The sequence below is a fragment of the Streptomyces sp. NPDC003635 genome, from assembly GCF_053587635.1.
This window is the reverse complement of the sequence record NZ_JBSFOK010000046.1, coordinates 55,756-67,610: the sequence shown is the minus strand read 5'-3', so window position 1 is coordinate 67,610 and position 11,855 is coordinate 55,756. Positions and strand designations below refer to the sequence as shown.

Below are 11,855 nucleotides of genomic sequence, written 5' to 3'. Positions count from 1 at the left end.
AGTACATCCAGTACGAGGGCTTGCACCCGGCACGCCGAGAGCACGCACCGGACGCCGCTCCTTGACGGGCAAACGTTGCCTGACGCGGCACTAGTCACACGCCGTCCGGTCCACGGCCGCCGCCATCCTGCGCACCGCCTCCGTGACCAGCTCCGGTGAGGTGGCCAGGTTCAGGCGGACGAAGCCCGCGCCGCCGGTGCCGAAGGGGATACCCGAGTTCAGGGCGACCCTGCCGCGCTCCAGGAAGACGCTCGCGGGGTCGTCGCCGAGGCCCAGGTCCCGGCAGTCCAGCCACGCGAGGTAGGTGCCCTCACCGGGCCGGTACCGTACGCCCGGCAGTTCCTCGGACAGCAGATCCCGCAGCAGCCGGCGGTTGTCGTCGAGGCCGGACAGGACGGCGTCGAGCCAGTCCCCGCCGTCCCGCAGGGCCGCCGTATGGGCGATGACGCCCAGGTGGCTGGGGCCGTGGCTGACTTCTTCGGGAAGCCGGGCGAGGTCGTCGGCCGCGCCCGGCCCGGCTGTCGCGAGGGCGGCCTTGAGCCCGGCGAGGTTCCAGGCCTTGGACGCCGACATCAGCGACAGCCCGTTCTCCGCGCCCGGCACACTCAGGTACGGCACGAAGGACGTGCCCGCGGCCACGATCGGGGCGTGGATCTCGTCCGCGACCACGCGTACGCCGTACGTCCGTGCCAGCCGCGCGACCTCCGTCAGCTCGGTCGCGGTGTGCACCGCCCCGGTGGGGTTGTGCGGGCTGCACAGCAGGTACACCGGACGGCCCCCGCCCTCGGCGAGCGCCAGGAAGGTCTCCTCCAGTACGGCGAGGTCGAGCCGTCCGTCCTCGCCGAGCGGAGCCTCGACGACGGGCCGGCCCAGGCTCCCGACGAACTGGTAGAACGGCGGATAGACCGGGCAGTTGACGACGACCGGATCGCCCGGTCCGGAGACCAGCTTGAGCATCTCGACGATGCCCAGCATCACATCGGGCACGATCGCGGTGCGCGCCACCGCGAGCCCGTCCCAGTCCCACCGCTCGCGCGCGAACTCGGCCAGCGCCTGCGCGTACGCGGTCCCGGCCGGGTAGCCGGTGTCACCGAGCGCCACCGCCTCGGTGAGCGACCGGGCGACCGGCTCGGCCAGCGGTACGTCCATCTCGGCCACCCACAGCGGCAGCACGTCCTCGGGGTGGGTGCGCCACTTCATGCTGGTACGTCGGCGCAACTGCTCCAGGGGAACCTGGCGCAACGGACTGGAGCTGTCGGGCACATGTATGTCGCGCTCGTCCTTGTCCATGAGCAAAAGGTAGGCGAGGGGCGCCAGTTGGCGTCCGCCTCGATCGCGCCTCCTGGCGATCTCGCAGCCCTGCCCCCGAAGCGACCGCGCAAGCTGGGCGCGGCAAGGTCACCCCGTGGGCTGTGTCCGGCCTGCGGCGGAGTCGGCTGCGGTCGGCAGGGCGGCCCGGAGCATCACAGATCCCGCTCCAGCGCCCGAGCCGTCGCGTTGAGCGTGGCCACCAGGGACCGGAGCCCTTGGGGGTCGTAGCGGACGCTGGGCAGGGACACCGACAGGCCCGCGACGGCCGTGCCGTCCCGGTCGCGGACGAGTACGCCGACGGCGACGAGGCCGCGCTCGGAGCGCTCCCGGTTGAGGGCGAAGCCATTGCGGCGCAGGCGCCTCAACTCGGTCCGCAGGCCCTTGAGTTCGGGGCGGTCCGCAGGGCGGTCCCGGTAGCGGTCGGGGGCGTACACCTCCTCCAGCTCCTCGTCCGGGAGCTCGGCGAGCAGCAGCAGCCCCGCCGTCGTGCGGTGGGCGGGGAACACCATGCCCTCCCGGGAGCCGACCCGCAGTGCCTGGCCGCACTCGACGCTGGCGATGAACCGGGCCGTGTCGCCGGTGCGCACGATCAGGTTCGTGGTCTCGTCCAGGAGGTCTACGGCCCGGCGCAGATGGGGGAGGGAAGCCGCGCGCAGCCGTGCGACCAGGGACTGGGAGTGCGCGGCCAGTTCCAGAACCGGTCCCGCCCGGTAGCCGCGGTCCTCGTCCCGCACGGCGAAGTCCCGGTAGACCAGCATCGCGAGCAGCCGGTGCGCGGTCGACCGGGCGACGCCCAGCCGCTCGGCGATCTCCGACACCGTCGCACCGCCCTCCAGCTGAAGGATCGTCGCCGCCCGCAGCGCGTGGTCCACGCTGGCGATGGGATACGGCGGTGGCGTCTTGAGAGGCTTGTCCATGGCCCGGCTCTCCGTTCAGGTTCCGCCCTCCGGAATTTACCTGTCCTCTCAGGAGAAGCGATTCCCTACGGCCCTCGCCCGATCCAGGATCGACGCCTTGCGGGACCCCGGCCGCGCCTGACGGCCGTCTGGATTCACATTGGCCGGTCTTCTCCTTGTGAAGAGACGTGTAGGGGGCTTCACAAGGTCGGGTTAGGTTAGGCTAACCTTTAGCGCGTGCGATCAGGTGAAGAGATCTCCGCGGCCATACGTCCCCGAGGTCATGAGCTGTCGGCCACGGAGGTCACCGTGGCCTACGAGGGTGTCGACGTCGTGCACGACGCGTCGCTCACCCTGAGACCCGGCCAGGTGACCGTGCTCGTGGGCCCGAACGGCAGCGGCAAGTCGACGCTCCTGCGGACCGTCGCGCGGCTGCAGCGGCCCCGTACCGCCACCCTCACGGTCGACGGCACGGACGGCCTGGCGCTGACCTCCCGTGAGTTCTCCCGCCGGGTGGCCCTTCTGACGCAGGGCCGGCCCACGCCCAGCGGCCTGACCGTGCGGGACGTCGTCGAGTTCGGCCGCTACCCCTACCGGGGCCGCTGGGGCAGGGCGGACCCGGAGGGACCCGCCGCGGTGGACCGCGCCCTCGCCATGACCGGCGTCGCGGACCTCGCCGAGCGCGGCGCCGAGCACCTCTCGGGAGGCCAGCTCCAGCGCGTCTGGCTGGCCGGCTGCCTCGCCCAGGAAACGGGCGTACTGCTCCTGGACGAGCCGACCACCTACCTCGACCTCCGCTACCAGATCGAACTCCTCGACCTCGTCCGCGATCTGGCGGACGACCACGGGATCGCGGTCGGCGCGGTGTTGCACGACCTCGACCAGGCCGCCGCCCTCGCCGACCGGATCGTGCTGCTGCACGAGGGCCGGATCGTCGCGGACGGCCTCCCCGACGACGTCCTCACCGCCCAGCGGCTGACCGCCACCTACGGCATCCGCATCGAAGTCGACACCGACCCCCTCACGGGCCGGCTGCGCACCCGCGCGATCGGCCGGCACCACACGCGAAGCGAAAGGCTCAGCACACCCTCATGAGACGACTCCTGACCACCGCGGCGGCCGCCACCGCCGCGGCGCTCGCCCTGTCCGCCTGCGGCACCACCGAGCCCGCCGCCGACGACGCCAAGGCCTCCCAGTCGGCCGAGCCCGTCACCCTGACCGACGCCTCCGGCAAGAAGGTCGAACTCGACGGCCCCGCGACGAAGGTCGTCGGCACCGAGTGGCACGAGGTAGAGCTGTTGGTGTCGCTCGGTGTGGAGCCCGTCGGCGTCGCTGACGTCAAGGGATACAAGACCTGGGACCAGGCGGTTCCGCTGAAGAACGAGCCCAAGGACATCGGCACCCGCGGCGAGCCCAGCATGGACACCATCGCCGCCCTGAAGCCGGACCTCATCGTCGCCAGCACCGACCTGCCGCCGGCCGCGGTGAAGCAGCTGCGCGAGGTCGCGCCGGTGGTGGAGGTGAAGTCCGCCGACGCCGCCGACCCGATCGGGCAGATGACCGAGAACCTCGACCTGCTCGCCAAGGCCACCGGCACCACCGAGCAGGCCGACAAGATCAAGAAGGCGTTCGACGCCAAGCTCGCCGAGGGCAAGAAGGCCCTCGCCGACGCGGGTCTGGCGGGCGCCGAGTACGCCTTCGCCGACGGCTACGACATCTCCAACCAGGTCTCCATTCGCCCCTTCACCAGCGGCTCGCTCATCGGTGCCGTCAACGAGCGGCTCGGTCTGAAGAACGACTGGACCGTCAAGGGCGATGAGAGCTACGGCCTCGGCTCCACCGACGTCGAGGGGCTCACCAAGCTCAGCGACGACGTGCACTTCGCCTACATCGGCAACGACGGCGACAAGAGCAGCACCCCCTTCACCGACGCCCTCGCCAAGGACAAGGTGTGGACCTCGCTGCCGTTCGTGAAGAAGGGCAACGTCCACCGGCTGCCCGATGGCATCTGGATGTTCGGCGGTCCCGAGTCGATGAACCAGTACGTCGACTCCGTCGTCGCCGCTCTGACGAAGTAGCCCATGGCCGTCACCGCGACAACCCCCGCCACCCGTCCGTCGGCGGCCACGTCCCGGACGGGCGCGGCCGCGGTGACGGCCGGCTTGGTCCTGATCGTCGCCGCCCTCGCGGTCGTCGACATCACGCAGGGCACGGCCGCCGTGGGTGCCTCCGAGGTGTGGAAGGCGTTCACCGGGCAGGCGGAGGCGGGCGACGCCTCCGTCGTCATCGAGTCCCGGCTGCCCAGGATGACCGCCGGGATCCTCGTCGGCGCCATGCTCGGCATGGCCGGCGCCGCCCTCCAGGCCGTCAGCCGCAACGTGCTCGCGTCCCCCGACACCCTCGCCGTCAACGCCGGTTCCTACCTGGCCCTCGGGCTGGTCGCCGTCACCGGCGTCTCACTGCCCCTGCTCGCCTCCTCCGGCGTCGCCCTCCTCGGCAGCCTCGCCGCGGCTGCCGTCGTACTGGGTCTGTCCGGCCTCGGCACCGGCACGGTGCGCCTCGTCCTCGCCGGCACCGCCCTGATGCTCGGCCTGAACGCGGTCACCGAAGGGCTGCTCCTGCTGTTCCCCGAGGAGACCCACGGGCTCTACCAGTGGAACCAGGGCAGCATCGGCCAGAACGGCTTCGACGGCGTGGTCCGCATGGCGCCCCTCGGCGTCGTCGGCCTCCTCGGGCTGCTGCTGGTCGCCCGCCGGGTCGACGCGCTGGCCCTCGGCGACGACGCCGCCCGCGGCCTCGGAGTGCCGGTCCGCGCCACCCGGATCACGGCGGTCGTGCTCGCGGCGCTGCTGTCCGCCGCCTCCGTCACCCTGGCCGGGCCGATCGGCTTCGTCGGCCTGTGCGCCCCCGCCCTCGTACGGGCCCTCGCCCGCAGGTTCCGTGGTTTCGCCCGGACCCGGGTGAGCCTTCCGGTCACCGGGCTGACCGGCGCGGCCCTCGTGCTCGGCTCGGACGTGCTGCTGCGCTCCCTGGTGCCGGCCGACCTCGCGGTCGCCGTGCCGACGGGCGTCGTCACCAGCCTCGTCGGCGCGGTGTTCCTGGTCGGCATGGCGGTCCGGCTGAAGGACACCGAGGCCGCCGCCGCGCCCGACCGGCTGCGCATCAGAAGCCGCGCCGTGTTCGTCACCGTCACGGTCGTCCTGGCGGTGGTGCTGGTCGGGGTGACGATCGCCGCCGTACTGCTGGGCGACGCCAAGCTGCTGCTCGGCGACGTCGTGAACTGGGCGCAGGGCAGAGCGGGTCAGACCGTCTCCTTCGTGCTCGACACCCGGATGCCCCGGGTCCTCGCCGCGCTGCTGGCCGGTGCCGCCCTCGCCCTGTCCGGGACGCTGATCCAGGCCGTCACCCGCAACCCGCTCGCCGAGCCCGCCGTGCTCGGCGTCTCCGGCGGGGCCGCGCTCGGCGCCGTCCTGCTGGTGACGACCGTGCCACTGGCCGGGTCGTGGGGCCTCGCGGGTGCGGCGTTCGCGGGCGCCGCGGTCAGCTCCGTCATCGTCTTCGGGCTCGCCGCGCGGGACGGGTTCCAGCAGAACCGGCTGGTGCTCGTCGGCATCGGAGTCGCCACCGCCGCGACCGCGCTGATCAGCCTGCTGATCGTGCTCACCGACCCGTTCAACGCGGTCAAGGCCCTCACCTGGCTGTCCGGTTCCACCTACGGGCGGACCATGCCGGACGTCGTACCGCTCGCGGTCGTGGTGGCGCTGGGTACGGCCGTGGCGGTGCTGCGGCGTGGGGAGCTGGACCTCGTGTCGCTCGACGAGGACACCCCGCGACTGCTGGGCCTGGACCTGGCCCGGGGGCGCCTCGGTTTCCTCGTCCTGGGCGTCCTGCTGAGCGCCACCGCCGTCGCCGCCGCCGGCACGATCGGCTTCGTGGGCCTCGTCGCCCCGCACGCGGCCCGAGCCCTGGTGGGCCGCCGGCACGTCCGCGTGGTACCGGTGGCCATGCTGCTCGGCGCCGCCCTGGTGTGCACGGCGGACCTGCTGGGCCGCACCGTGATCGCGCCGGCCCAGCTCGGCGCCGGCATGGTGACCGCGGTGATCGGTACCCCGTACTTCCTGTACCTGCTGGTGCGCAGCCGCCGTTAGGAGACCCCGTTCGCTTGCCGCCACCCCACCAGGGGGTGACGGCAGGCCAACGGATGCTACTCCCGGGAGCTGACCGCCGTCCGGCGGCCGCCGAGGAGGGAGGCGCAGATCTCCCCGGCGCGTACGGCGGTGGTGGACAGCAGGGTCGAGGTGAGGCCGTGGGTGTGCTCGGTGCCGCCCTGGAGGTAGACGTCCGCCGTGACGTGCGCGGCGGTCTCCACCCGGTGGTCGCGCCCGACCCGGAGCTGGTCCTCCTCGTCGCGCAGGCAGAGCTTGGCGATCTCGCCGAGGTGGTCGCCGATTCCCCGGGGCCGGTAGCCGGTCGCGTAGACGATCACGTCGGCGGTGAGCACCTCGCGTTCCCCCGTGGGCAGGAACTCCACCGTCACGTCCAGGCTGTCCCCGCGGCTGTCGACCTCGCGGATCCGCGAGACGTTCATCATCCGCAGCCGCTGCGTTCCCCGGACCTTCTCCTGGTACATCGTCCGGGACAGGGATTCGATCAACTCCATGTCCACCACGGAGTAGTTGGTGCCGCGATGGTAGTCGTACAGCGACCGTTTCACCTGGGGCGGAGCGCCGTAGAACAGGTCCACGGCCTCGGGGTCGAAGATCCGGTTGGCGAACGGGCTGTCGTCGGCCGGTGTGTAGCCGTACTTGGAGAACACGGAGCAGATCTCGGCCTCGGGGAAGCTGCGGTGCAGATAGTCGACGGCCTCGGCGGCGCTCTGGCCCGCGCCGAGGACGAAGGCCCGGCGAACCGAGGTTCCCGAGCGGTTGAGTTGGTTCACGCGCGGCAGCAACTCGCTGTTGTGCCAGACGCGTTCCGACAGCGCGGCGCCGGGCGGCAGGTGCGGCTCCAGGCCGGTGGCCACGCAGAGGGTCCGGGTGCGGCGTACGGTCAACTCCCCGGGCGCGTCGGGATCGCGGCTCGTGACGTCGAACCATCGGACCTCGCCGTCCTCGGTGACCGGCCGTACCGAGACCACCTCGGCGCCGTAGGAGACGAGATGGCCGACGCGCGCGGCGGCCCACTCGAAGTAGTCGTGGAACTCGATCCTCAACGGGAAGAGGGTCTTCTGGTTGAGGAAGTCGACCAGCCGGCCGCGCTCGCGCAGATAGCACAGGAAGCTGAAGTCGCTGGTGGGATCGCGCATCGTCACCAGGTCCTTGAGGAAGGACACCTGCATCGTCGCGTCGTCGATGAGCATGCCGCGGTGCCAACCGAACCGCCGTTGCCGCTCCAGGAATCCCACACGTAAGCCCTGCGCGCTCGCGTCGTGCTCGTGGAGCGCGATCGCGAGAGCGAGATGGGACGGCCCGAAGCCGATGCCCAGAACGTCGTAGACGGAATCCGGCCCACTGTGCAATGTCGTCACCGCGTCATCGCCTCCTGTAGGGGGGAGTTCACAGCGCTCTCAGATGAGGTCCAGAGTCTCCCCCGAGCAGGCTCATGCTAGATAAGGTTAGCCTTACCTAGCAATGGCTGAGGAGGGCTTGTATGCGGGTCGTCATGTTCGGCTACCAGACCTGGGGACACCGAACGCTAGAGGCTCTGCTGAACTCCGAACACGAAGTGGTCCTGGTCGTCACCCACCCCAAGAGCGACCACGTGTACGAACGGATCTGGAGCGACTCCGTCGCCGACCTCGCCGAAAAGCACGGCGTACCCGTGCTGTTGCGGAACCGGCCGGGCGACGACGAACTGCTCCGGGCGCTCAAGGACGCCGAGCCGGACATCATCGTCGCGAACAACTGGCGCACCTGGCTGCCGGCCGAGATCTTCGACCTGCCGCCGCACGGCACGCTCAACATCCACGACTCCCTGCTGCCCTCCTACGCGGGCTTCTCGCCGCTGATCTGGGCGCTCGTCAACGGCGAGCAGCGGGTCGGCGTCACCGCCCACCGCATGGACGCCGAGCTCGACATGGGCGACATCCTGCTCCAGCGGGCGGTGCCCGTCGGGCCCGCCGACACCGCCACCGACCTGTTCCACCGCACCGTCGACCTGATCGGTCCGGTGGTCGGGGAGTCCCTGGATCTCATCGCCTCCGGCAGGGCCGTATGGATCCCGCAGGACCGCTCCCGGTCGACCTTCTTCCACAAACGGTCCCTGGAGGACAGCCGCATCGACTGGACCTGGCCCGCCGAGGACCTGGAGCGGCTGGTGCGGGCCCAGTCGGACCCGTACCCCAACGCCTTCACGCACTATCGCGGGGAGCGAATCCGGATCCTCAAAGCAACCGTCTCGCAGGGGCGTTACGGCGGAACCCCGGGGCGCGTCTTCATCCGCGAGGGCGACGGCATCGTCATCGTGGCCGGAGCCGGGGCGCGCTCGGGCCGGCTGCCCGGTCTGGTGGTCCAGCGGGTGCGGACCGAGGACGGCCGCGAGTACGCCGCCACCGAGTACTTCCGCACGATGGGCGGCTATCTGACGGCCCGTCCGTGACCGTCGCGGTGGGACCGGGAAGCCCCGGTCCCACCGCTCAACCCGTGGCGACCGGTGCCGGGTCCTCGGAGCCCTCGTGGTGCCGGCCCATCGGGATGACCATCGGCGTCCCGCTCACCGGATCGGTGCCGACGACGCACCGCAGCCCGAAGACCTCCTCGACCGTCGAGGCGGTGACGACCTCGGTCGGCGTGCCCTCTCCGGCGACCCGGCCGGCCTTCATGGCGACGATGTGATCGGCGTAGCGGCAGGCCTGGTTGAGGTCGTGCAGCACCATCACCACCGTGCGGCCCTGATGCCGGTTCAGGTCGGTGACCAGGTCGAGGACGTCGATCTGGTGGGCGAGGTCGAGGTACGTCGTCGGCTCGTCCAGGAGCATCACCGGGGTGTCCTGGGCGACCGCCATGGCGATCCAGGCCCGCTGCCGCTGCCCACCGGACAGCTCGTCCACCGCCCGGTGCGCCAGATCGGTCATGTCGGTGGCGCGCAGCGCCTCGTGCACCGCCTCCTCGTCGGCCGACGACCACTGCCGCCACCACGTCTGGTGCGGCGACCGGCCCCGGCCCACCAGGTCGATGACGGTCAGCCCCTCGGGCGCCACGGGGGACTGCGGCAGGATGCCCAGTCGCTGGGCGAGCGTACGGGTCGGGATCGAGTGGATCGAGCGCCCGTCGAGGTGCACGGCACCCGACTTGGGCGTCAGCAGCCGGGCCAGGGCACGCAACAGGGTGGACTTGCCGCAGGCGTTGGCCCCGACGATCACGGTGATCCGGCCGGTGGGAACGACCAGGTCGAGATCGTCCACGACCACCCGGTCGTCGTACGCCAACCGCAGTCCCTCGGCGCGCAGTTCGGGTCCTTCGGCCGGCCCGGGGTCCGTCTTCGACACGTTCTCAGCCTCCTGAACCGGCACGGTTGGCACGGATGAGCAGCCACAGCAGGACGGGCGCGCCGAGCACGCCCGTCACGATCCCGACCGGCAGCTCGGTGTCCGGGACGAGCTTGCGGGCGACGAGATCGGAACCGAGGACCATCACGGCTCCGGTGAGACCGGCGGCCACGGGTGGTGGGAAGGCCGTGCCGGCCAGGCGCTGGGCGACCTGGGGCGCGGCCAGCGCCACGAAGGCCACCGGTCCGGCGGTCGCCGTGCCGAAGGCCACCAGGCCCACGGAGGCGAGCAGGACCGCCACCCGGACGGTCTGCACCCGCGTGCCGAGGCCCCGGGCCACGTCGTCGCCGAGCTCCAGGGTCCGGGTCAGCCGCCCGAGCAGCAGCGCGGGCGGCAGGAGCAGGACCATCGCCACGGCGAGCGGGGTGATCTGCTCCCAGGTACGGCCGTTGAGGTTGCCCACCAGCCAGCCCAGCGCCGCCTGCGCCTGGAAGCGCTGGCCGCGGGCCATCAGGTAGTCGGTGGCGCTGGTGCAGATCCAGGCGACGCCGACGCCCACGAGGACGATCCGGTAGCCGCTGGTGCCCCGCTTCCAGGCCAGGGTGTACACCAGCAGCGCCGCCAGCAGCGCGCCGAGCAGCCCGAGCGCCTGGGTGCCGAGACCGCCGTCCCAGCCGAGGACGATCCCGGCCACCACGGCCGTACCGGCGCCCTGGGTGATGCCCATCATGTCGGGGCTGGCCAGCGGGTTGCGGGTCATGGTCTGCAACAGGGCGCCGGAGACCCCGAAGGCGACGCCGACGAGCAGGCCCGCGAGGGCCCGCGGCAGCCGGAGCTCGTGGACGATCAGCTCGGTGGCGGGATCGCTCGCGCCCACCAGGGCCTTGAGCACGTCGGTGAGCGGCAGGGCGATGTCCCCGACGGAGGTCTCCACGACGAACAGCACGGAGGCGGCCGCGGCGAGGACCAGGCACACCGCCAGCAGCCGGGGGCGGAGCAGCCCCGAGACGGGCGGGACGGTCAGGCGGAAGGTGAGCCGGCCGGCGGTCCGGCGCGGCACGGGAGCGAGGTCGGTGGTCATGGCTCACAGCTCCGCGAGTCGTCGGCGGCGCACCAGCGCGATGAAGAACGGGCCGCCGAGGAAGGCGACCAGGATGCCGGCCTGGATCTCGACCGGCCGGGCGATCAGCCGTCCGGCGATGTCGGCGGCCAGCAGCAGGCAGGGCGCGAGCACGGCCGACAGGGGCAGCAGCCAGCGGTGGTCCGGGCCGATACCGGCGTACTGCGCGAGGACGCGGGCGATGTGCGGCACGACCAGGCCGACGAAGACGACGGGGCCGATGACGGCCACGGCCCCGCCGGTGAGCAGCGTGACGGCCACCACGCCCTGGACGCGGACCAGTCCGAGCCTGAGCCCCAGGGACCTGGCCACGTCGTCACCGAGCGCCAGCCGGTTCAGGGCGGGCGCGCAGGCCAGGGCCAGGACGCCGCCGACGGCGAGGAACGGCAGGACGCACAGCAGCACTGCGTCGTTCTGGTTGGCCAGGGACCCCGCCGACCAGAAGCGGTAGCGGTTCAGGGCGTCCGGGTCGGTCAGGGCGATCGCACTGGTCAGCGAGAAGAGCAGGGAGGTCACCGCGACCCCGGCCAGGGCGAGCTTCACCGGCGTCGTGCCCGACCGGCCGAGCCCGCCCAGCAGATAGACCAGCACGCTCGCGGTGAACGCGCCGGCGAAGGCGAACCAGATGTAGCCGTAGACCGAGCCGATGCCGAGCACGCCCACGGACAGGACGACGGCGAAGGCGGCACCCGCGCTGACGCCGAGGATGCCGGGGTCGGCCAGCGGGTTGCGGGTCAGCGCCTGCATCAGGGCGCCGGACAGGCCCAGGGCGGCGCCGGTGGCGAGGCCGAGAGCGGTCCGGGGCAGCCGGACGGACCAGATGACGTTGTCGATACGGGAGTTGGGCGCATCGCCCAGGAGGGTGCGCCAGACGTCGTCGAGCGGGACGCTGAGGGCGCCGTAGGCCATCGACAGGCCGCACAGCACCACGAGTGCCGCGCCGGACAGCGCGAGCAGGAGCATCGCGCGGGGGCCCTTCGCCTCCCGGACCGCCGAGGTCCCCACGTTCACTTCCTTCGGTCAGCCTTGCCTAACTGGTCAG

The 11,855-nt window shown here is 71.9% G+C and carries 10 protein-coding genes; 4 read left to right on the top strand and 6 right to left on the bottom strand.

What is annotated here, in order from left to right; all coding sequences use genetic code 11:
• Positions 1-90 precede the first annotated feature (90 nt).
• Together ACWDRW_RS32340 and ACWDRW_RS32335 are read right to left on the bottom strand one after the other, a co-directional pair.
• Complete coding sequence (locus tag ACWDRW_RS32340; RefSeq protein WP_451729450.1) at positions 91-1,290, bottom strand: MalY/PatB family protein; 1,200 nt, start codon at positions 1,288-1,290, stop codon at positions 91-93.
• Between the two features lie 173 nt (positions 1,291-1,463).
• On the bottom strand, positions 1,464-2,228 hold the full coding sequence (locus ACWDRW_RS32335) for an IclR family transcriptional regulator (protein ID WP_451729447.1): 765 nt from the start codon (positions 2,226-2,228) through the stop codon (positions 1,464-1,466).
• 216 nt (positions 2,229-2,444) lie between these two features.
• Between ACWDRW_RS32335 and ACWDRW_RS32330 the strand changes: the two genes are divergently transcribed.
• Genes ACWDRW_RS32330 through ACWDRW_RS32320 form a run of 3 tightly spaced genes read left to right on the top strand, consistent with a single transcriptional unit; the run spans position 2,445 to position 6,355 of the window.
• Positions 2,445-3,302 (top strand): ABC transporter ATP-binding protein, encoded by an 858-nt coding sequence (locus tag ACWDRW_RS32330; protein ID WP_451729444.1) that lies wholly within the window; start codon positions 2,445-2,447, stop codon positions 3,300-3,302.
• On the top strand, positions 3,299-4,285 hold the full coding sequence (locus ACWDRW_RS32325; protein WP_451729441.1) for an ABC transporter substrate-binding protein: 987 nt from the start codon (positions 3,299-3,301) through the stop codon (positions 4,283-4,285). The genes ACWDRW_RS32330 and ACWDRW_RS32325 overlap by 4 nt, the downstream gene beginning before the upstream one ends.
• A 3-nt stretch (positions 4,286-4,288) precedes the next feature.
• Positions 4,289-6,355 carry an iron ABC transporter permease gene (locus tag ACWDRW_RS32320; protein WP_451729439.1) on the top strand — a complete coding sequence of 689 codons (2,067 nt, stop codon included), beginning with the start codon at positions 4,289-4,291 and terminating at the stop codon, positions 6,353-6,355.
• 56 nt (positions 6,356-6,411) lie between these two features.
• Here ACWDRW_RS32320 and ACWDRW_RS32315 read toward each other — a convergent pair whose 3' ends face one another.
• Complete coding sequence (locus ACWDRW_RS32315) at positions 6,412-7,734, bottom strand: lysine N(6)-hydroxylase/L-ornithine N(5)-oxygenase family protein (RefSeq protein WP_451729436.1); 1,323 nt, start codon at positions 7,732-7,734, stop codon at positions 6,412-6,414.
• Between the two features lie 122 nt (positions 7,735-7,856).
• Between ACWDRW_RS32315 and ACWDRW_RS32310 the strand changes: the two genes are divergently transcribed.
• Entirely contained in the window at positions 7,857-8,804 is a 948-nt protein-coding gene (locus tag ACWDRW_RS32310; RefSeq protein WP_451729433.1) for a methionyl-tRNA formyltransferase, read from the top strand.
• Positions 8,805-8,841: 37 nt separating this feature from the next.
• Here ACWDRW_RS32310 and ACWDRW_RS32305 read toward each other — a convergent pair whose 3' ends face one another.
• Genes ACWDRW_RS32305 through ACWDRW_RS32295 form a run of 3 tightly spaced genes read right to left on the bottom strand, consistent with a single transcriptional unit; the run spans position 8,842 to position 11,818 of the window.
• Positions 8,842-9,693: an ABC transporter ATP-binding protein gene (locus ACWDRW_RS32305; protein ID WP_451729431.1), complete on the bottom strand. Its 852-nt coding sequence runs from the start codon at positions 9,691-9,693 to the stop codon at positions 8,842-8,844.
• A gap of 4 nt (positions 9,694-9,697) precedes the next feature.
• Positions 9,698-10,774: a FecCD family ABC transporter permease gene (locus tag ACWDRW_RS32300; RefSeq protein WP_451729428.1), complete on the bottom strand. Its 1,077-nt coding sequence runs from the start codon at positions 10,772-10,774 to the stop codon at positions 9,698-9,700.
• A 3-nt stretch (positions 10,775-10,777) separates the two neighbouring features.
• On the bottom strand, positions 10,778-11,818 hold the full coding sequence (locus tag ACWDRW_RS32295; protein ID WP_451729425.1) for a FecCD family ABC transporter permease: 1,041 nt from the start codon (positions 11,816-11,818) through the stop codon (positions 10,778-10,780).
• Positions 11,819-11,855: the final 37 nt, after the last annotated feature.

Coding starts and splice junctions, on each gene's coding strand:
- ACWDRW_RS32340 (WP_451729450.1), bottom strand. CDS start 1,290: ATGGACAAGGACGAGCGCGACATACATGTGCCCGACAGCTCCAGTCCG.
- ACWDRW_RS32335 (WP_451729447.1), bottom strand. CDS start 2,228: ATGGACAAGCCTCTCAAGACGCCACCGCCGTATCCCATCGCCAGCGTG.
- ACWDRW_RS32325 (WP_451729441.1), top strand. CDS start 3,299: ATGAGACGACTCCTGACCACCGCGGCGGCCGCCACCGCCGCGGCGCTC.
- ACWDRW_RS32320 (WP_451729439.1), top strand. CDS start 4,289: ATGGCCGTCACCGCGACAACCCCCGCCACCCGTCCGTCGGCGGCCACG.
- ACWDRW_RS32310 (WP_451729433.1), top strand. CDS start 7,857: ATGCGGGTCGTCATGTTCGGCTACCAGACCTGGGGACACCGAACGCTA.
- ACWDRW_RS32300 (WP_451729428.1), bottom strand. CDS start 10,774: ATGACCACCGACCTCGCTCCCGTGCCGCGCCGGACCGCCGGCCGGCTC.